At 42.0% G+C, this 20488-nt stretch carries 17 protein-coding genes; 16 read left to right on the top strand and 1 reads right to left on the bottom strand.

Features of this window, described 5'->3' with window-relative positions; genetic code table 11:
- The first annotated feature begins 145 nt into the window (after window positions 1-145).
- The 11 genes from T357_RS0105770 (at window position 146) to T357_RS0105720 (ending at window position 11711) form a co-directional block, all read left to right on the top strand.
- The gene (locus T357_RS0105770) at window positions 146-1723 is read left to right on the top strand and encodes a glycoside hydrolase family 28 protein (protein WP_031549672.1); all 1578 of its coding nucleotides are present in this window, start codon (window positions 146-148) and stop codon (window positions 1721-1723) included.
- Between the two features lie 60 nt (window positions 1724-1783).
- A complete protein-coding gene (locus T357_RS0105765) occupies window positions 1784-3145 on the top strand; it encodes an ABC transporter substrate-binding protein (protein ID WP_031549670.1) in 1362 nt (453 codons plus the stop codon).
- A 212-nt stretch (window positions 3146-3357) separates the two neighbouring features.
- Complete coding sequence (locus tag T357_RS0105760; RefSeq protein ID WP_031549669.1) at window positions 3358-4266, top strand: carbohydrate ABC transporter permease; 909 nt, start codon at window positions 3358-3360, stop codon at window positions 4264-4266.
- A 3-nt stretch (window positions 4267-4269) separates the two neighbouring features.
- Complete coding sequence (locus T357_RS0105755) at window positions 4270-5127, top strand: carbohydrate ABC transporter permease (RefSeq protein WP_031549668.1); 858 nt, start codon at window positions 4270-4272, stop codon at window positions 5125-5127.
- Window positions 5128-5158: 31 nt separating this feature from the next.
- Entirely contained in the window at window positions 5159-6322 is a 1164-nt protein-coding gene (locus T357_RS0105750) for a glycoside hydrolase family 88/105 protein (protein ID WP_044916239.1), read from the top strand.
- Window positions 6323-6467: 145 nt separating this feature from the next.
- The gene (locus tag T357_RS20065) at window positions 6468-7430 is read left to right on the top strand and encodes a helix-turn-helix transcriptional regulator (RefSeq protein WP_031549666.1); all 963 of its coding nucleotides are present in this window, start codon (window positions 6468-6470) and stop codon (window positions 7428-7430) included.
- A 78-nt stretch (window positions 7431-7508) separates the two neighbouring features.
- Entirely contained in the window at window positions 7509-8369 is an 861-nt protein-coding gene (locus tag T357_RS0105740) for a sugar phosphate isomerase/epimerase family protein (protein ID WP_031549665.1), read from the top strand.
- 176 nt (window positions 8370-8545) lie between these two features.
- Window positions 8546-9847: a hemolysin family protein gene (locus T357_RS0105735; protein WP_031549664.1), complete on the top strand. Its 1302-nt coding sequence runs from the start codon at window positions 8546-8548 to the stop codon at window positions 9845-9847.
- Window positions 9848-9959: 112 nt separating this feature from the next.
- Window positions 9960-10514 (top strand): NUDIX hydrolase, encoded by a 555-nt coding sequence (locus T357_RS0105730; RefSeq protein WP_031549662.1) that lies wholly within the window; start codon window positions 9960-9962, stop codon window positions 10512-10514.
- Between the two features lie 144 nt (window positions 10515-10658).
- Window positions 10659-11189 (top strand): adenine phosphoribosyltransferase, encoded by a 531-nt coding sequence (locus T357_RS0105725; RefSeq protein ID WP_031549660.1) that lies wholly within the window; start codon window positions 10659-10661, stop codon window positions 11187-11189.
- A gap of 18 nt (window positions 11190-11207) precedes the next feature.
- Window positions 11208-11711, top strand: coding sequence for a GreA/GreB family elongation factor (locus tag T357_RS0105720; RefSeq protein ID WP_031549658.1), 504 nt, complete (start codon window positions 11208-11210; stop codon window positions 11709-11711).
- A 243-nt stretch (window positions 11712-11954) separates the two neighbouring features.
- Here the strand turns inward: T357_RS0105720 and T357_RS0105715 are convergent, their stop codons facing one another.
- Window positions 11955-12386, bottom strand: a complete 432-nt coding sequence (locus T357_RS0105715) for a CBS domain-containing protein (RefSeq protein ID WP_031549656.1) — start codon at window positions 12384-12386, stop codon at window positions 11955-11957.
- A 228-nt stretch (window positions 12387-12614) separates the two neighbouring features.
- Here T357_RS0105715 and T357_RS0105710 point away from each other — a divergent pair, with 228 nt between their 5' ends.
- The 5 genes from T357_RS0105710 to T357_RS0105690 all read left to right on the top strand — a co-directional run bounded on the left by T357_RS0105710 (window position 12615) and on the right by T357_RS0105690 (window position 20470).
- Entirely contained in the window at window positions 12615-14912 is a 2298-nt protein-coding gene (locus T357_RS0105710) for a RelA/SpoT family protein (RefSeq protein ID WP_442944861.1), read from the top strand.
- Window positions 14913-14994: 82 nt separating this feature from the next.
- Window positions 14995-15672, top strand: coding sequence for an MBL fold metallo-hydrolase (locus T357_RS0105705; RefSeq protein WP_031549652.1), 678 nt, complete (start codon window positions 14995-14997; stop codon window positions 15670-15672).
- Between the two features lie 247 nt (window positions 15673-15919).
- Window positions 15920-17761, top strand: a complete 1842-nt coding sequence (locus tag T357_RS0105700) for a coproporphyrinogen III oxidase family protein (protein WP_031549650.1) — start codon at window positions 15920-15922, stop codon at window positions 17759-17761.
- A 160-nt stretch (window positions 17762-17921) separates the two neighbouring features.
- A complete protein-coding gene (locus T357_RS0105695) occupies window positions 17922-19919 on the top strand; it encodes a sensor domain-containing diguanylate cyclase (protein WP_031549649.1) in 1998 nt (665 codons plus the stop codon).
- A 74-nt stretch (window positions 19920-19993) separates the two neighbouring features.
- Entirely contained in the window at window positions 19994-20470 is a 477-nt protein-coding gene (locus T357_RS0105690; protein WP_031549647.1) for a hypothetical protein, read from the top strand.
- Window positions 20471-20488: the final 18 nt, after the last annotated feature.

Below are 20488 nucleotides of genomic sequence, written 5' to 3'. Positions count from 1 at the left end.
TGTGTACTAAAAAAGTATCCGATAAGATAATTATGGGCAAATTGGGTCAGTATTTGTAAGATTTATATGAAAGCGGCTGATATAATCATATATGTCAGTGAGAAATAAATAAAGCGATCAGAAATGATCCCTGAAAAGAGGAAGCATGGATTTTCAAATATCTGCCGTTTTTAAACGGAGTATAACAATAGAATTACTTAATGATACGATCTGCTATGCTCCTTCGGAATACAGCATTTTGATAAACGGAGAAGAGAAGCTGAAGACAGATCTCAATGTTGTGACGGTGGATGGCCTTAAACCGGATACCGAATATACGATTACTCTTCTGACAGAAAACGGTAAAACGGAAAAAATCTTCAATACAGAATATGAGTCGGTTCTTCTGGATGTCAAAGCATTTGGGGCATCCGGAGACGGAGAAACGGATGACACGGCTTTCATCCAGGCTGCCATAAACAGTTGCCCTGATGACGGAACGGTTTATCTTTCGAAAGGAGTATATCTTTCGAGACCTCTGTTCCTTAAGAGCCGGATGACTTTCTGGGTTGATGATGAGGCTGTACTTCTTGGAGATACAGACAGGAAACATTATCCCTTACTTCCCGGACTTACACCTACAACGGATGAGAAGGATGAGTACAATCTTTCAAGCTGGGAGGGCAATCCCGAAACCAGCTTCGCATCTCTTATTACAGCTGTTAATGCTGAAGAGCTGGAGATCGTTGGCAAGGGTATCATCGATGGAAACGGAGATAAGGGTGACTGGTGGACGGATCCCAAGATAAAAAGAATCGCCTGGAGACCGAATACTGTATTTCTGAATCATTGCAGACACGTAAGGATGCAGTCCTTGACAGTCAGGAATTCTCCCTGCTGGACCATTCATCCCTACTATACGGATGATATAGCACTTTACAACCTGAACATCTGGAATCCTTCAGACTCACCCAATACTGACGGTTTTGATCCTGAAAGCTGTGATGGCGTACTGATCCTCGGAACAAGGATATCCGTAGGTGACGACTGTGTCGCTATAAAATCAGGCAAATATTACATGAGTGACAAACATCACAAGCCTGCAGATCATTTCATTATAAGGAATTCATTCCTGGAAAGAGGTCACGGAAGCGTTACGGTAGGTTCCGAAGCTGCTGCGGGAGTCAAAAATGTAGAAGTTTCAAGATGTATATTTAAAGAAACGGACAGAGGACTTCGTATCAAAACAAGACGCGGAAGAGGACCCAATGCTGTTTACGACAATATAGTTTTCCGTGACATAATTATGGATCATGTCCATATGCCTTTTACTTTCAATATGTTTTACTTCTGCGATCCTGACGGTCACAGCGAGTATGTACAGGATCAGGGTGCGAGACCGGTTGATGACAAAACACCTTTGATAGGATCCGTAACAGCGGAAAATATCGTGGCGAAAGGTGCTGATCAGTGCATGCTGGTGGCTTACGGGCTTCCCGAGAGATTCATCGAAAGAATAGTCTTTAAAAATATAAAGGTTTCGTTCCTGCCTAAGGAAGCAAGAAAACCCGGTCAGACCATAATGATGGATGATTTTCCTGAAATGACGGGTAAAAGCATTTACGCCAGAAACGTAAAACATCTGGTGGTTGAAAATGTTGAGATATCGGACTGCGACGATTCAGGTCCTGAACTTATAGATGTACTGGACTATGACAGTCTGAATATCGCGTATAACAGTTAACTATGAGTTAAAAACTCAATTTTAATAGGAAACCTAAAATGGTTTCCAAGGAGGTCAAAAATGAAAAAAACATTCACCAAGTTCCTCGCCGGCGGCATGGTGGCATCAATGATGCTCAATCTTGCAGCGTGTGGCTCATCAACAGCACCTGAAAATGCACCTGCAGCTACTGAAGCAACAGAAGCAGCAAAGGCAGCAGCTGAGACAGTAGCAAAGGCTGACGGCGGAAATGGCACAACACTTAGAATTTCATGGTGGGGCGGTGATTCAAGACACACAGCTACACTTAAGGCTCTCGATGAGTATATGGCAGCAAATCCGGGCATCAATATCGAGTCAGAGTACGGCGCATGGTCAGGTTGGCAGGATAAGATCGCTACTCAGATCGCCGGAAATTCAGAGCCGGATCTTTTCCAGATCAACTGGAACTGGTTATGGCAGTTCAGCCCCGATGGAACAAGATTTGTAGATCTTCAGGAACTTTCAGATTTTGATCTTTCACAGTATGATCAGTCACTTCTCGATCTTATGACTATTGACGGTCACGTACTTGGTGTTCCTGTTTCATCAACCGGAAGAGTATTCTACTGGAACAAGGCAACATTTGAGAAGGCTGGCCTTGAAGTTCCTAAGAGCTTCGCTGACATCCTTGCTGCAGGTCCTGTTTTCAAGGAGAAGCTTGGAGATGATTACTATCCACTTGCAGCCGGAACTTACGATCTTACAATCCTTCTTACATACTACATGCAGGAGAAGTACAACAAGCAGTGGATCGTTGACAATAAGCTTAACTACACAGTAGAAGAGCTTACAGATGGTTTTGATTTCCTTAAGAGCCTTGAGGCTGAGCATGTAATTCCTACACAGGAAAAGCTTACAGGTGACGGTGCTGATTCTCTTGATAAGAATCCTAACTTCATCGATGGTCACTATGCTGGTCTTGTAGAGTGGGACAGCTCCATCAAGAAGCTTGTTGACGCTCTTGACCAGGATCAGGAACTTGTTATCGGTGAGTATCCTGCAGATTACGGCACACCTGCAACAGTTTACAAGGTTTCTATGGGATTTGCAGTATCTCCTAACTCAGCTAACAAGGAAGAGGCTGCTAAGCTTATGGAGTACATGTTCAACGGTGACGGTGTAGAGACTCTCGGACTTGAGAGAGGTGTTCCTGCATCACATGCAGCTCAGAAGAAGCTTGAGGAGACAGGCGCACTTGCAGGTCTTACTTACGAAGCTAACCAGACAGCAGCAGCTCATGCTCCTTTCCAGCTTTCTCCTTACTATGAGGATGCAGCTCTTAAGGACAGCGCTGAGGGTGCATATCAGGAAATTATGGACACAATGTCTTACGACGGTGCAGATTCCAAGGATCTTGCTGAGATGCTCATTGAGGCAGTCAATGAGGTTGAGGGTAAGTAATCCTGAAAAACATTGACATATCAATGTAAAAAAGCTTTTTTCCCTGATCCTCCTAATTTAGGGTTAAAAAACACCACATTTCAGATGTGGGTCAGATCGGGCCTTGGCTAAATTTCTGAGGCCCGATTCTTATTTCAAAATTCACAAATTCATCAAAAGTTTCATTCAAGGTAAGCCGGTGAAAAACGGTACCTTCTAGAGGAGTAGATAAAATGTCAGATTCAAAAACAAATACCGCTCCGAATAACTTCTGGAAAGAAAATAAAGGCTTTATCTTCATTTTTCCATGGTTAGTAGGATTTCTTGTTTTCAAAGGATACCCATTCCTTTCATCACTGGTTTACAGTTTCAGCGATTATTCTCTTTTTGAGGGAATTTCAAAATGGGGAATTTTTAACTATCTTGATGTTTTTACAAACAAAAAGATACAGGAAGGTTTTCTTATCACATTTAAGTATGCATTTATGACAGTACCGCTTAAGCTGGTATTCGCATTATTTGTAGCATACATTCTTAACTTCAAGATCAAGGGAGTTAAGATGTTCAGAACAGTCTATTATATTCCTTCGATTCTTGGATCATCAGTTGCCATCGCAGTTCTCTGGAAAGCGATCTTCAAGGATGATGGAATCGTCAATATGCTTCTTGGAATATTCGGAGTAGAAGGTCCGCACTGGTTATCCAACAAAACTGCAGCTCTTTTCATCATCTGTCTCTTACGTGTATGGCAGTTCGGTTCAACCATGGTTATCTTCCTTGCAGCATTAAAGGGTGTTTCTCCTGATCTTTACGAAGCAGCTTCTCTTGACGGAGCAGGTAAGTGGAGACAGTTCTTCACCATCACAGTTCCGATGATCACACCGGTTATCTTCTATAACCTTGTTACTCAGTTGGTTCAGGCATTCCAGGAATTTAATGGACCTTACATCATTACAGCAGGTGGTCCGAGAGGTGCAACAACACTTGTATCACTGCTTATTTATAACAACGCATTTAAGAAATATGCAATGGGACTTGCAAGCTCACAGGCATGGGTTCTGTTCATTATCCTTATGATATTCACAGCGATTTTACAGTACAGCCAGAAGCACTGGGTATATTATTCTGATTCGGAGGACTAAGCAATGACACTCGAAAGAAAAAGACAGATAGCAACGATATGTAAATATGTCGTACTCGTTCTGGTGGGCATTCTTATGATCTACCCGCTGGTTTGGATGATCGGTGCATCCTTCAAGACAAATTCAGAGATATTCTCAAGCATTGGATTTATTCCCAAGCAGCCTACATTCGAGGGCTATAAAAATGCTATGAATGGTTACGGCGGAGATATCGACATTTGGAAGTCAATGTTAAATACCTACAAGATCGTTATCCCTAAGGTTGTTCTTACTATTGCTTCCTGCACACTTACAGCTTATGGTTTTGCCAGATTTAAGTTTAAGGGACATGATATGCTCTTTGCACTTTTGATGGCAACCTTGTTCCTTCCAAACGTAGTACTTAATGTTCCTCAGTTCATCATGTACAACGGCTGGGGTTGGGTAGATTCACCTTTATACCTTCCTCTTATTGTTCCTTCAGTATTTGCTCAGGATACATACTTCGTATTCATGCTCATTCAGTTCCTTCGTAATGTACCGAGAGAGCTTGATGAGGCAGCAAAGATCGATGGATGTACAGCACTTGGAACTCTCTGGCACGTAATCGTTCCGGTACTTAAGCCGGCTATGACTTCAGCAGCATTGTTCCAGTTCATGTGGTCATCAAATGACTTTATGGGACCTTTGCTCTACGTTTCAACTCCGAAGCGTTATCCTGCAGCCATCTTCGTAAAGATGTCTATGGATGCTGATACCGGATTCTCATGGAACAGAATCCTTGCACTTTCACTCATATCCATCATTCCTTCACTGGTTGTATTCTTCCTGGCTCAGGATCAGTTTATCGATGGTGTGACTGCAGGATCTGTTAAGGGATAAATCGGTAATTAGAGTATAACAGGAGAAAATCATGACAAATACACACCACCTCACCGGTGGGAGAGAAGACACGGAAAGATTTCTTAATGATTACGTGGATTACCTTATGGCTCATTCGGATTCCGGGCATCCTGCCTGGAATCTCGAAGTGATCCGAAGTGGTAAAGAGAATAGATGGAATTATATAGATGGCTGTATGATAACAGGTATCTTACGGCTTTACGAGATAACGGAGCAGGAGAAGTATCTCAGATTTGCGGATGAATTCATAAGCGGATTTGTAAATGAAGACGGCAGTATCAGAAACTATGATCCTGAAGAAAAAAATCTCGACAATATAAATCCGGCCAAAAATCTTTTCAGGCTTTATGATATCACCGGAAAAGAAAAGTATCTTAAAGCCATAAAACTTGTGAGATCACAGATAGATAAGATGCCAAGAACAAAAGAGGGGAATTTCTGGCATAAAAATATCTATCCGAATCAGGTATGGCTGGACGGACTCTACATGGCACAGCCTTTCTACGTTGAGTACGAGAAACGTTATAATGATTCAAAAAACATTAAAGATACTTATAGTCAGTTCTGTAATGTTGAAAAGTATATGCGTGATGAAAAAACAGGACTATACTATCACGGATATGATGAGTCAAGGGAGATGTACTGGGCAGATCCCGTAACCGGTTGCAGTCCCAATTTCTGGTTGAGAGCAGAAGGCTGGTTTATCATGAGTCTTGTAGATGTATTGGAAATCCTGGAAGATACAGATTTGGAGAAAGAGAAAGAACACCTTAAAAAGATGCTTGTGGATCTGACAGAGGCTCTTTCACGATACCAGGATGAAAGCGGACTTTTCTATCAGCTCATAGCTCTTCCGGAAGCAGAAGGAAATTATCTGGAAACTTCGGGAACTGCACTTATAAGTGCAGCTGTACTTAAGGGCGTAAGACTTGGATTTTTACCTGAAAAGTACAGAAGTATGGGTGAGAAAGCGTTTTACGGACTTCTTGATAAGAGACTTTCAAAAAACGAGGACGGCACACCATGTGTGACAGGAATATGTCTTGTTGCAGGTCTCGGAGGAAAGGGTCATAGAGATGGATCAGTTGGATACTATCTCTCAGAGCCTGTTGTAAAGAATGATGCCAAAGGTGTTGGACCCCTGTTCCTTGCTTATACTGAGATGATAAGATAAAATATAGGATGTATGTCCGATTGGATAAAAATTCAATGGGACAGCATCCTTTCTTTGTATCTAAACATATGATACTGTTGCGATACTTGGATTTCTTGAAAATGTGCCGGTCAAACCGGATTCACAAAACTTTTAAGGGGTAAATATGGCAGACGACAGTTTACATAATTCCAGGCTTGAACAGGTATTTGAAAAACGTATTCCTGGCTTAAGAGTTACGGAAGCAGTCAGACATCAGAAATTCGTTATGAAAAACAGGCATTTTCATGAAACCATAGAAATGCATTTCATCATCTATGGTCAGAGACTATTGTTTGTTGACCAGGAAACTTATCGTATGGTTCCTCATACTTGTATGATGGTAAATCATAATCTTATTCATAAAACATCCACAGCTCCCAATATGCCTCCGGACCATCATAATTTTATTCTTCAGCTGGATCGCTCAGTGTTTGATAAAAAATTTAAAGAATTCGGATTGAAGGGTTTTGATGAGTTTGGAAGTCTGTACGGAGGTCTTGCAAAGTTCAATGATATCGAATGGCAGTTGGTTTTATCTGTTATAGATGCTTTTAAAGCAGCCTGTGAAGACGAAAGAAACGGCCTCACCTCATCTATGGAAGATCTTCATTCCTTCCTGTATCTCCAGGCTGTAGAGCTTGCGGGAATTTTTGCAAAGAGCAGAAGAAGAGATCTTCAGAGTAATATGAAAGAAAAAGAACTCGAGACAGCCGAACAGCAATCTGTAGTAAAGACAGGCGTCCACCAGAAGGTTCATGACATCGCTATGTACCTTCAGGGGCATACCGGTGACAATGTCTCTCTTGATGAGGTAGCAAAGCAGTTCTATATGAGTAAGTCCTACCTTACCAGAGTGTTTCGCAATATCACAGGTTTTTCGGTGATTGAGTATATCACATATATAAGAGTCAGAAAGGCTCAGCAGCTCCTGATAGATTCCGATAACAGCATTACAGATATTGCGGATATTTGCGGTTTTGGCAATGTTACCTATTTTGAAAAGGTATTTAAACAGATGACGGGTCAGTCACCGGGACAATATCGAAAGAATCCCGACAGGACTAAACTGATACTGAAGAAGAAATAAAAACTGTACATAAAAGCCGTGGAAATGACAGGTTTAAGTCAGATGAAACGGTGAAAAAAAATAAAAAGGAGATTTGATATGATCCAGTTTGGAATGAGAGTTCATGATATATGCGGCAAAGGAACCATAACGGAAGTGCTTGATAAGGTGCAGGACTTAGGCATCAGGTATATACAGCTTGCCATGTCAAAAAGTTTTTCCGAGGTGGACACCTCTGTAGGGCATTATAATGCGGGACTTGGGGATTATGTCGGAGAGGAGCTTGATAAAAGAAACATTCATGTGTCTATTCTGGGCTGCTACATTAATCCTGCCCATCCCGATGAAGAAAAGAGAATGCTGGAGGTGCAGAGATTTATAGAGCATCTTAAATACAGTAAAAGGATGGGAGCTGATATGGTTGGCACAGAAACAGGCCGTGCCCATCCCAATATGAAGATAGTTCCGGAAACTTATACAGAAGAAAACTATCAGAGAGTTCTTGACAGTTTTAAGCGAATAAGAGATGCGGCGGAAAAACTTGGTGTTATGGTTGGAGTTGAAGGAGTGTTTAATCATACACTTCACAGCCCTGAAATGATGAGAAGATTTCTTGATGACATCGATTCCGTAAACTTTGATGTCATTCTTGATTCTGTAAATCTTATAAAGCCGGAGTTTGAGAAGGATCCTGAGGGACAGAATGCCATCATAAAGAAGGCATTTGACCTATACGGTGACAGGATCACCACACTGCACCTTAAGGATGGAGTATTTGAGGATGGTGATCAGAGATTCCGTCATCCCGGAGAAGGCTTCTTTAATTATGAAGAGCTTATGCGTCAGGTCAGCATCCGGAAACCTTACATCGTGGGAACTCTTGAGAACTCCACACCTGACCGTTACTACGAGGACTGTAGATTCCTGCAGGAGCAGTACGATAAATACAAGGCAGTATAAAACAGAACAGAATGCTTCCGCCGATGAACCACTAACTCCGTCCCCATGGTCCATCGGCGGAACTTTTTCAAAAAATCCCCAAATCGCGTTCAAAAACCCATGCATCATTTGACAAAACCTGTATGTTCATATACAACATTAAGTAATATACGGTCCGGAGGGAGACTTTTATTTATATGATAGAACGACTAGTTCTTCTTATTGTACTTATAATATTAAATGGCTTTTTTTCCTGTGCAGAGATAGCTGTTCTGCAGGTTGGAGATACAAAACTGAAAAAGCTTGCAGAAGAAGGAAACAAAGACGCAAAAATACTTCTTAAACTGACCGAGGATCCGTCGAGATTCCTTTCTACGATACAGGTGGCTATAACTCTGGCAGGTTTTCTGTCCTCAGCTTTTGCGGCAGACAGCTTTGCCGGCCCTGCTACCAGACTTCTTATAAAGATGGGAGTGCCGATCAGTGAAGCGGTGCTCAGTCCCATAGTTATCGTGGTCATCACTTTGATCCTTTCATATGTCAATATCGTATTTGGTGAGCTTGTGCCCAAAAGACTTGCTCAGGCGTACACGGAAAAGATCGCACTATCCATGGCCCCTGTGCTCCAGTTTGCATCTGTACTGTTCCGCCCTTTCGTAGGACTTCTTACAGTATCTACAAACACCGTTATGAAGCTGATGGGTATCAATCCCGAAGATATCGAAGATAAGGTCTCGGAAGAAGACATTATCATGATGCTTGATGAAGGAACGGAAAACGGCACCATCGAGCACCAGGAAAATGAGATGATACAGAATGTCTTCGAGTTTAATGACCTGACTGTAGAGGACGTCTGCACCCACAGAACTGATGTGGCTATGCTTTATTATGAAGACAGTGATGAGGTATGGCGAAAGACCATTTATAATAACAGATTTGCCAATTATCCTATCTGCGGTGAGGATGATGACGATGTAATAGGCATTCTTGATACCAAGGACTATTTCCGTCTTGAGGATCAGTCCCGTGACAGCATAATGAAGAATGCTGTTGATAAGCCATTTTTCGTTTCCCAGAACATGAAGGTTTCGGATCTTTTTCAGACCATGAAAAGAGAGCGCAAATACTATGCGGTTGTCATCGATGAGTATGGCGGCATGACCGGTATAGTAAGTATGCATGATCTTATCGAAGCTCTCGTGGGTGATCTTCAGGAAGAGGATGACCTGCCGGAACCTGAGCCTATTGAGGCTATCGGTGAGAATGAATGGATAATTCTCGGAATTGCAGATCTTGAGGATGTCAATGAAGCGCTGAAGCTTGACATACCAACAGAAGATGCCGACACCTTTGGAGGATACATCATGGGCATCATGGGTACAGTTCCGGACGACGGCAGTTCTTTCCATCTGGAGACAGATAATCTTGAGATAGATGTGGCGTATATCAAGAACCACCGTATCGGAAAAACCATAGTCAGGAAGAAGATATCTGAATGATGCGGTCATTCCAAAAAACGAAGAAAACATATATGAATAAATGTTTAAATCCGGGATGATTATGTGCTATAATCGGGATTCCGTTTAAACCAGATGTTCAGGAGGAGACAGGATGCTAAATCAGGATAATGCCGAGAAACCGGTAAAGCTTATAGAGAGAAAGCTTGCCTATAAAGGAAAGGTTATAACAGTTTATGATGACTACGTAAACGTGGGAGGACATGAGACCCATTGGGATTTTATCCATCATATGGGAGCGGCAGCAGTGCTTCCTGTGCTGAAGGACGGACGCATACTTATGGTCAGACAGTACAGACATGCTCTTCAGAGATATACTCTTGAGCTGCCTGCCGGAAAACGTGACGAAGAGGATGAGCCTTTTGAAATCTGTGCTCTGAGAGAGCTTGAGGAAGAAACCGGATACAAGACAGATCATCTGGAGTTTCTTCTTTATGTTAATACAACAGTTGCTTTCCTTGATGAGAAGATAGGCATATATGTAGCCAGAGACCTTGAAAAAGGTAATGTTCATTGGGATGAGGATGAGGAACTTGGAATCGAGGCCTGGAACCTTGAAGACTTAAAGCAGCTTATCTACGAGGGTAAGATGACAGACGGAAAAACCGTGGCAGCCATCATGACATATGCCGAAAAGTACTGCAAGTGATGATACGGGTTTATGGATTAAAAAAAACATGACGATATAATCATGACAGAAAGCCGTTCAGGATGACTTTGCTGTGACTAAAAAGGATTACGGCTTTTAAAGTAACGGATAAAATGCAAATATCTTACATATGAGGATTAAAAAATGAAAAGAGAAAAATTAGAAGATTATGTATTGACTATTCCCGATTTTCCGGAGCCCGGAATCATGTTCCGTGATATCACATCACTTATCCAGGATCCTGACGGACTTCAGGATGCCATCGACGGACTTAAGGATATACTGAAGGACGTTGAGTTTGACAAAGTTCTGGGTCTTGAATCCCGAGGCTTTATTTTCGGAACACCTATTGCCTATGAATTTAAAAAAGGCTTTGTTCCGGTACGTAAGAAAGGAAAGCTTCCAAGAGAAACCGTATCTGCAAAGTATGAGCTTGAGTACGGCGAAGCTGAAATAGAGATTCACAAGGATTCCATAGAAAAAGGCGAAAAGGTTGTTATCATTGATGACCTCATCGCTACCGGCGGAACCCTTGAAGCTGCCTGCAGACTTGTGGAAGAGCTTGGCGGTGAGGTGGCCTGCATTGCCCTTGTTATGGAGCTTGCGGGACTTGAAGGCCGCAAGAAGCTTGAAAAATATGATGTAAGGACACTTATTACCTACGAAGGAAAATAAGGATTTTAACAGAACAAAATGGGACAGGAATTAACAAAGTCAGACGTAAAAAAAATTCAGGACGAGATAGATCATCGTAAACTGGTCCTGAGACCACAGATAACCAAAGAGATAGCAGAAGCCGCAGCCCAGGGCGACCGCTCGGAAAACTTCGAGTACTATGCCGCCAAAAAAGCCAATCGTGAAAACAACGGCCGCATAAACTACCTCGAAAGAGTACTGCGATTTGCAAAAATAATCGACGACAGCTCCAAAGAAGACGAAGTAGGACTCAACAACACAGTCACCCTCTACTTCGAAGAAGATGACGAAGAAGAAGTATACCGCATAGTCACATCCATCCGCGGACACAGCCTCCTGGGCCTCATCTCCAACGAATCCCCCATCGGAAGAGCCATCATGGGCCACAAAGTCGGCGACCGCTGCGAAGTCACCACCGAAAACGGCCTAAGTTATTTCGTTGTTATTCGTAATATAGAGAATACCGGAGAATCAGAAGATGATCATATAAAGGCATTCTAGAAAACAGCAGAAGCTTGAAGGCACCCAGCCGGAAACGTTGAGCTGAGTCATGAAAAATCAAAATCGGACCCCTTAGAACCACTTGGCTCTATTTTCCTTAGCCCCCTCGCCAAGTCAGATTTTTCATAAAGAAAATATCTGACATTGGCGAGGGCCTAGTGGTTCTTAGGGGTCCGATTTTAGATTTTTCTGACGAGGCGATTCGTTTCCGGCTGGGTGCCTTCGAGCTTCTGCGTCCGGATGTTATGCCAGCACCCTTAGATCCGAATGTGAAAGATTGGAATTAGCGTAGAGATAATTTATGATCTCCTTCCGTCGTATGATGCCTATGAAATGCTTCATATCATCCACAACCGGAACAAAATTCTGGTTAGAAACCCTCTCCATAAGATCTTCCATGGAAGCATTGACATCCACAGGAGCGTAATGAGTTTTCATGGGAATATCAGAAACCTGGATCTTTTCGATAGAATCGAGATTCATCTCCAGGTTGTTTTTTATCTCCCAAAGAAGATCCCCCTCTGTCATGGTGCCGATATAACTTCCGTCCTTGGCAAGAACAGGAATAGTCGAATAACGATGGAACTCCATCTTCTCAAGAGCCTGTCGTAAAGTATAATCTTCCTCGAGAAAAGCTACGTCACATTTGGGCGTAAGGAAGAATAGAATATTCATTAGAAATTTCCTCCAAATTTTACAAAAAGTCAACCTTTCATATATTACCACATCTTGCATAAAAGTCAGCAGTAAACGAAGCAAAAATTATTAAAATTTACTAAAGTGTCGGTGATAATATTAAGGATATGTTCAGTTAACAAACATATTTTTTGACAAGAACCTTAACAAATAGTAAAATTAAACTTTGCAAAATTATTTGAATATGTGCTTGAAAAATAAGCATTGATGCGGCATGAAGCAGTAAAAGAATACATGCTGTGGGAGAAGAGTATGACTGAAGAAGTAGTATTGGTAAGACCGGCAGATAATACCCCGCCTGAGGAACTATATGAAAGTCTTATAAAGACCATCAAGTCCTATCATCCATCAGGAGATTTCAGTATGGTGGATAAGGCCTACAGGGTTGCTAAAGAACAGCATAAGGACCAGAAGCGTAAATCGGGTGAACCCTATATCATTCACCCTATTTGTGTTGCCATAATTCTTGCTAATCTTCAGATGGATAAGGAAACCATAGTCGCAGGCCTTCTTCATGACGTTGTCGAAGATACGGGAATGACTCTTGATGAGGTTTCCAAAGAATTCAATCCGGATGTAGCGCTTCTTGTGGACGGCGTAACAAAGCTGACTCAGTTGAACCTGAATACAGACAAGGTTGAGATGCAGGCGGAAAATCTTCGTAAGATGTTCGTATCCATGGCAAAGGATATCCGCGTCATCATCATTAAGCTTGCGGACCGTCTTCATAATTTACGTACTCTGGAGTATCAGACTCCTGAAAAGCAAAGAGAGAAAGCCAGAGAGTCCCTGGAGATATATTCACCTCTTGCAGAGCGTCTCGGTATCAGCAAGATAAAGATCGAGATGGACGACCTGTCCCTCAAATACCTCGAACCGGATGTTTATTATGATCTCGCCGCAAAGGTTAATCTCAAGAAAGAAGCCAGAGAAGAAAGAATCAAAAACATAGTTGATGAGGTTTCTTCTCATATCACAGAGGCGGGCATTGATGCGGACATCAACGGTCGCGTTAAGCATTTCTTCTCAATATATAAAAAGATGGTCAACCAGAACAAGACCATAGATCAGATATATGACCTTTTTGCGATCCGCATCATTGTTGATACGGTAAGGGACTGTTATGCATCACTGGGAGTTATCCATAAGATGTATACCCCTATTCCGGGACGATTCAAGGACTATATCGCCATGCCTAAGCCCAATATGTATCAGTCATTACATACAACGGTCATAGGCCGTGACGGTGTGCCCTTTGAAATCCAGATACGAACCTTCGAGATGCACCGTACCGCTGAATTCGGTATCGCTGCCCACTGGAAATATAAAGAGTCCGGCGGTTCAAAGGAAAGCGTAGCCCAGAATGAAGATGTAAAGATGAACTGGCTCCATGAGATCCTTGAATGGCAGAAGGATGAGTCTGACTCCAAGGAATTCATGAACATGGTCAAGTCGGATCTTAACCTGTTCAATGAAAATGTTTACTGCTTTACTCCGTCAGGTGATGTAAAGAATCTTCCGGCCGGATCCTGCCCTATTGATTTTGCTTATGCGATACATTCTGCAGTCGGCAATAAGATGGTGGGAGCAAAGGTTAATTCAAAGCTTGTGCCCGTAACCTACAAGCTCCAGAACGGTGACAGAGTTGAAGTCATTACGTCCCAGAATTCACACGGACCAAGCAGAGACTGGCTTAAGATCTGTAAATCCACCCAGGCCAAGAATAAGATCAATCAATGGTTTAAGCATGAACAGAAGGATGAAAACATTGACCATGGTAAAGAACTTCTGTCAAACTATGCCAAGTCCAGAGGTTATAATCTCAGTGAACTCACAAAGCCTGAGTATATAGAAGGTGTTATCAGAAGATACAGCTACATCGACTGGGAGGCTGTACTGGCTTCTGTCGGTAGAGGCGGTATCAAAGAGTCACAGGTAGTGGCCAAGCTTATAGAGCTGAAGAATAAAACAGAGGAAACAAATATTTCCGATGAGGATATCATTCAGAATCTCGAGGGCATGACCAAGAAGCCTGAGATCATACGCAAGTCAAAATCCGGAATTGTTGTTAAGGGCATCCATGATCTGGCTGTTCGTTACGCTAAATGCTGTTCACCTGTGCCCGGAGACGAAATCGTAGGTTTCGTAACCAGAGGCAGAGGCATCACCATCCATCGTACCGACTGCATTAACATGATGAACCTTCCCGAGGACGAGAAGGCCCGCCTTATCGAGGCAGAGTGGCAGAAGGATATCTCAGGTGAAACCTATGCCACAGAACTTGAAATCTACACCACCAACAGAATGGGTCTTCTGGTTGATATTTCAAAGGTGCTTTCTGATTCCGGTATAGACATTAAGGCCCTTACATCAAGAGTCGGAAAGAATGAAAAGGCCACAATAACAGTTTCCTTTGATATACACAATAAGGAAGAACTTCAGGCTCTTGTCAGCAAGATTTATAAGATAAGAGGCGTTGTGGATATCGTCAGAGCCCAGGGATGATAAAGTTTCAGAACTATCACTACTGTCAATGCGGCGATAGATACTTTGGAAGCTGACCTGGCAGGAAGTTCCGGGAGGAAAGATGCTTAAGATTTCAAAATTTGTTACAGGTCCGTTGGAAACAAATGTATATTTTCTGATCGATACAGATACGCATAAGTGCGTTATTATCGACCCGGCAGACAATGCTGACCATATCATAAATATCATTGATAATGAACTTCGGGCTGAGCCTTTGCTTATTCTCCTGACACATGCACATTTTGACCATATGACAGCGGCCAAAGAAGTTGCTCAGCATTATGGCATAGGGATCAGGGTAAATGCTTTGGACGAAGGTCATATGCAGGATCCGGAAAAGAACCTGAGCAGAATGTTTTATAAACCTGTAAGTTTCCTTCCATCTGAGTATGACACTTTTAAGGATGGAGATGTACTGAAGCTTCTTGACAGAGACATAAAGGTTTTGGGAACTCCCGGACATACGCCCGGTTCCAGCTGTTTTTATATCGAGGATGGTCTCAGTTACATACCAAACGGTGCATCGGAACCGAAGATTTGTCCGGTTCTTATGGCCGGGGACACCCTGTTTCAGGGTTCCTTCGGAAGGACAGATTTCCCGGGCGGGTCTGAGGAAGAGTTATTTAAAAGCATTAAAGAAAAACTTCTGACACTCCCTGCCCAGACCTCGGTTTTTCCCGGACATGGGCCTCAGACCAGCATTGCTATAGAAAAGAGACACAATCCCGCTGCATATTGAAAGGCAGAGTTTAAAGAAGATATCGAATCATTCCTCCGCGCAGGTTGCACTCACGATTCTCCCATATTTTGCACGCTCAGACCGCAGAAGCGTCCTCAGTGCTCAATGTGGAGTATGCCATTATATAGTAAATTCATCAGTTGGTATCGATTATTTGATACCAACTAAATTTTTAGATATTATTTAGCTTCCATCTTTAAATCAGATGTAAACAGTGATTAACAGACATTTATATGAGGAAAAAGTTTTGATCAGGTTAATATTAGATAAAACAGCAGAGAGTTTTGAACAGGATATAAGAGAGCTGATTCAGGAGTTCTATCCCGGAGAAGATTTCGAGATTAGAACAGAAGAGGGTGTTCATTTTACCAACACCACTCAAGAGGAGAAGAATGCTCTTAAGCAGGCGAAAGCCACCGGAGAGAATGCCGAGGTAAATAAAAAGTCCACAAAAAACAAGGCAAAGATGGCTTCCGAGATAACTCCCGAAGGCGTTCAGGATGAAAAAATAAGACTATCTTTTGAGGTCGCAGCTTCAGAGATGCCCCTGACAGGAGTTAGAAAAGACGATAAATCTGTAATCAAAGCAGAGCTCTATGAAACTCTTGTGAGCATGACAGGTAAGACCCTTCCATGGGGAGACCTTACAGGCATAAGACCGGTTTCACTGGTGAGTCCCATGGTGGAAGCTGCCATAGAGAAACGTAAAACAGAAAGCGATTCTGTAAATGAGCTGACAGAAACTGAAATCAGAGACATTAAAACCGCACTTACAAAAGAATACTGCATCGAAGGTGAAAAGCTTGACCTGATGACAGATATAGCTTTAAGAGAACACAGGATCCTCAACCGGATTTACGATGTAACCGGAAAAACCTACAAAGAAGGCTGGAGCCTGTATATCGGTATCCCCTTTTGCCCTACAAGGTGTCTCTACTGTTCTTTTTTAAGCAACACAATTTCTGCCTGGGAAAAGAGACTTCCGGAGTATATGGATAATCTCCGTAAGGAAATAAGGTATACCGTCAGAGAAATGTGCGGCAAACACAGGCGGCCCCTCCAGACCATATACATAGGTGGAGGTACCCCCACTGCTCTTGATGAAAAGTGGCTTCAGGTTCTTATGGATATGGTTCATGAGGAGTGTGGTTCTGCTAATGTCTCCATTTTGAGTAATGTAACCTCCCGGGAGCATGATTGGAAGAACACAGTTACAGGTATGCCCGGCATCGTGGAGTTTACAGTTGAAGCCGGAAGACCGGATTCCATAACAAAAGAAAAGCTTCAGATACTCAAGGCTGCAGGAGTAGACAGAATTTCCGTCAATCCCCAGACCTTCAACCAGAAGACTCTCGACCTCATAGGAAGAAAACACAGTGTAGAATCAGTGATAGAAAAGTATGAGCTTGCGAGAGAAGTAGGCTTCGAAAACATTAACATGGACATCATACTGGGACTTCCGGGAGAAAAGCTGCCGGAGGTAACACATACCCTTTGCGAAGTTGCCAGAAACAAACCAGACAGCCTCACAGTTCACAGCCTTGCCATAAAACGTGCCGCAAGACTTACGCTGGAAAGAGATTTCTGGGCCGGAATATATCGTGCCGGTGATGAGAATGAGATAATGGCTGAAACAAGACTTCAGGAAGAAGCGGAGGCAGGAGAAAACTATAGCTTGATAAGACACACAGGAACTTCTGTATCTGATGTAGCAAAAGAAAAAACAAAATTCAGGTACCCGGAGATTACCCGCATGATGATGGCCTCTGCCTATACCGCCGAAGTCCTTAATCTGAAACCCTACTACCTGTACCGACAGAAGAACATGGCCGGCAACCTGGAAAACGTAGGCTACTCAACAGAAGGAAAAGAATGCCTGTACAACATCCTCATGATGGAAGAAAAACATACCGTCATCGGCTGCGGCGCCGGCTGCTCCAGCAAATTCGTCCTTCCCTCCAAAGATGGAGACCCTACGCATAAACGCGTTGAACGCTGCGACAACGGCAAAGATATAAAGTCCTATATAGAAGACGTAGACAAGTTCATTAAACGAAAAGAAGAATTATTTTCACTGATGAAAGAATAATTAGAACATGATTTCAGATTTTTCCGACAAAGCGACTCGTTCTAAAAGTGATGCCCTCCGGCTCTGTCCGTCCCTTTTTTTACTAATATTTCTCCCAATAATGTCGAAATAAACATGTGTGTATAATTTTGCATAATTTCGGTAAATGGAGTCTGTATTTATGAAATATGTTGAAACCACAGCTGATAAAAACTTAGATGATATTCTTGCAGAAAACAGGGGTCTGTATGGAGAATCCAACCTGATCGTGTTTGTATCGGGAGAGGAATTACATTTGGCTGCCGATAAAATATATTCAAATTTCCCGGGAGTCGATGTAATAGGCTTCCATTCCTTCATGTTCCGTCATGGCACAGTTGATACAAACGGAACAGTACTGATGATCTTTGATAAAAACTCACCCGAATATGATTTTCAATTTGGTATCATCAATGGAATAAGTGCGAATCCCATAAAAAACGTTCTTTCCATTCAGAAACAGGTTGAGGATATAAAGCCCGGCGAAGGAGATACAGTTTGCTTTGAGTTCTGCACAGGTAACGAGGATCATCTGCTTACGACGTTAAATGCAATTATTAAGGATCATGGAATCATGGCCTTTGGACTCACTGCCGTGGGACAGAAGCTGACTGATCAAAGCTATGTTTTTTACAACGGATTATATTTTGATGATGCCTGTGTATATGTGATGATAAAAAACAACTACGGAAGGATCATCACCTACTCTCAGAACATCTATATGCCTCATGATGACAGCAGGATTTATATTGCTACGAAGGTTGACAAGAAAACCCAGACCCTGCTTGAACTGAACGGACGTCCGGCTGCAGAAGTCTACTGTGAAGATCTGGGACTTCCCATAGATGAAATTGAGTCTGCATTTCCATACCATCCGTTGTGTAAGGTGATCGGTCAGAATACCTATCCGGTTTCAGTAAGAGCATGCATAAAAGACGGTGGTCTTAGACTTTTTAAACAGATAAACCAGAATGATATGCTTTATATAGCAGATCTTGGTGATTATAAAAAGATCATAACCGATCATTTTGAGAATTTAAAAAAGGATGTTCCCAATGCTTCAACCATAATGACTATTGACTGTATTTACAGATACATGCTTTTTGAAAATGAAAATATGCTTGACTGGTATGCGAATTTCCTGAATAAGGCAGGAAGGCAGTCGCTTGGAATAATGGGAGCCGGTGAACAGTATGATCTCCAGCACTGTAACCAGACCATGATCAGTGCTGTTTTTGTATATGATAAAGATAAGAAGCAGGAAAATATTGAAGCTTCTCCTAAAAACGAAAACTCAATGTTCTCGACCTTTTCATATATCAGGAATGAGGAGACAGGACAGGATGAAGGATCACTCAGTGAGAGAATTTATCCGCTGGATTATATGATCAATTACATCAGAAGTAAAAAAGACAGTATAGTCCAGGAAGAAACCTCCATACTGAGTAAGATCGTTTCAGGTCGTCATGATTTAAGACAAAAAATGCCGAACAACCCGAGTTATGAGGAATTATATAAATTGATCATGAGGCTGATCCAAGAAGGCAAGGATATTGCAGACACCATAGCCACCATAAACCTGCATATAGAAGACATTGGCAATATGCTGGATCAGACAGAGTACCTTATCAATGATGTGGTATATACAGACGGACTTACAGGATTAAAAAACAGAACTTTTTACAACAATCTTGGTGATGCCTTCTTCAATGAAGCTGAAAAGAAATCAGGCTTATCTATGGCATTTTTTGACATAGATGATTTTAAGCATTTTAATACCGATTTTGGTCATGATTTTGGAGATGAAGTACTTAGAAGGCTGGCTCAGGAAATAAAGCGTTTCTTCATTACCGACACTAACATCCATATCATCAGAATGGGCGGAGACGAATTTGTAGTTCTTAACCCGGCAGCATTATCCTATGAAGACTTTGTTGACCGTATGGATAAAGTGAGGAAACATATCTCTGAATACAAAGTAGAACATGATGGTAAGACTGCCAGTCTTACTATAAGTATAGGTATGGCGGATTCCCGGAATGAAGAAATATCCAATTTGTGGAATCTGTATCGTGTTGCAGATATGAGACTGTATGATGCCAAGGATTTAGGAAAGAATGCTCTGAAGGCTTATGATTAAAAATTAATTCCCGGACAGAATACCGATATATATTAGCACATAACACAGGATTACGTTAAGGAAAGAAGCAGACCATGAGATTAAAAACAATACTTATAGTTTTGAGTACAGCAGTTATCCTTGCAACTTCAGGCTGCAGTATAAAGCCTGAAAAGAAGGCTGTCACGGAAAAAGAATTTACGTCTGCAGTGGAAGAAATCGGACTCGAAGTGAAAGATGATACCAAAACCTACAGTGATACAGTGGGTGTAGTGACATCTCTTTACGGACTTAAAGAAGACCGAAGTGAATCTTACATGTTTTTCGTATTTAAAACCGCTGAAGATGCCGGAGTCCAGTACGATATACTTCGTATTCAGATAGGAGATACGGAAGCTAAGAATAAATTTGAAACTGATTTTTCAGGAACAAACTATTCCGTTTATAAGGCAGAATTTGATGACCTTTACTATCATGTCTGTCTGGTAGACAATACCCTGTTCTATGGATCTTCTGATAAGAAAAATAAAAGCGCAATTGAGAATTTTGCCAAAAAACTCGGATACGATTAAAAAGATTCAATAGCTCAG

The sequence above is a fragment of the Oribacterium sp. FC2011 genome (genome assembly GCF_000701645.1).
GTDB lineage: Bacteria > Bacillota > Clostridia > Lachnospirales > Lachnospiraceae > Oribacterium.
The sequence above is the reverse complement of the archived record's forward strand: the minus strand, read 5'-3'. Positions and strand labels throughout refer to the sequence as shown.

What these genes read in the sequence shown, in the direction of transcription:
- T357_RS0105725 (WP_031549660.1), top strand. Translation starts at nt 10,659, where the DNA reads ATGAAAAGAGAAAAATTAGAAGATTATGTATTGACTATTCCCGATTTT.
- T357_RS0105750 (WP_044916239.1), top strand. Translation starts at nt 5,159, where the DNA reads ATGACAAATACACACCACCTCACCGGTGGGAGAGAAGACACGGAAAGA.
- T357_RS0105735 (WP_031549664.1), top strand. Translation starts at nt 8,546, where the DNA reads ATGATAGAACGACTAGTTCTTCTTATTGTACTTATAATATTAAATGGC.
- T357_RS0105710 (WP_442944861.1), top strand. Translation starts at nt 12,615, where the DNA reads ATGCGGCATGAAGCAGTAAAAGAATACATGCTGTGGGAGAAGAGTATG.
- T357_RS0105720 (WP_031549658.1), top strand. Translation starts at nt 11,208, where the DNA reads ATGGGACAGGAATTAACAAAGTCAGACGTAAAAAAAATTCAGGACGAG.
- T357_RS0105770 (WP_031549672.1), top strand. Translation starts at nt 146, where the DNA reads ATGGATTTTCAAATATCTGCCGTTTTTAAACGGAGTATAACAATAGAA.
- T357_RS0105705 (WP_031549652.1), top strand. Translation starts at nt 14,995, where the DNA reads ATGCTTAAGATTTCAAAATTTGTTACAGGTCCGTTGGAAACAAATGTA.
- T357_RS20065 (WP_031549666.1), top strand. Translation starts at nt 6,468, where the DNA reads ATGGCAGACGACAGTTTACATAATTCCAGGCTTGAACAGGTATTTGAA.
- T357_RS0105740 (WP_031549665.1), top strand. Translation starts at nt 7,509, where the DNA reads ATGATCCAGTTTGGAATGAGAGTTCATGATATATGCGGCAAAGGAACC.
- T357_RS0105715 (WP_031549656.1), bottom strand. Translation starts at nt 12,386, where the DNA reads ATGAATATTCTATTCTTCCTTACGCCCAAATGTGACGTAGCTTTTCTC.
- T357_RS0105690 (WP_031549647.1), top strand. Translation starts at nt 19,994, where the DNA reads ATGAGATTAAAAACAATACTTATAGTTTTGAGTACAGCAGTTATCCTT.
- T357_RS0105695 (WP_031549649.1), top strand. Translation starts at nt 17,922, where the DNA reads ATGAAATATGTTGAAACCACAGCTGATAAAAACTTAGATGATATTCTT.
- T357_RS0105765 (WP_031549670.1), top strand. Translation starts at nt 1,784, where the DNA reads ATGAAAAAAACATTCACCAAGTTCCTCGCCGGCGGCATGGTGGCATCA.
- T357_RS0105755 (WP_031549668.1), top strand. Translation starts at nt 4,270, where the DNA reads ATGACACTCGAAAGAAAAAGACAGATAGCAACGATATGTAAATATGTC.
- T357_RS0105760 (WP_031549669.1), top strand. Translation starts at nt 3,358, where the DNA reads ATGTCAGATTCAAAAACAAATACCGCTCCGAATAACTTCTGGAAAGAA.
- T357_RS0105730 (WP_031549662.1), top strand. Translation starts at nt 9,960, where the DNA reads ATGCTAAATCAGGATAATGCCGAGAAACCGGTAAAGCTTATAGAGAGA.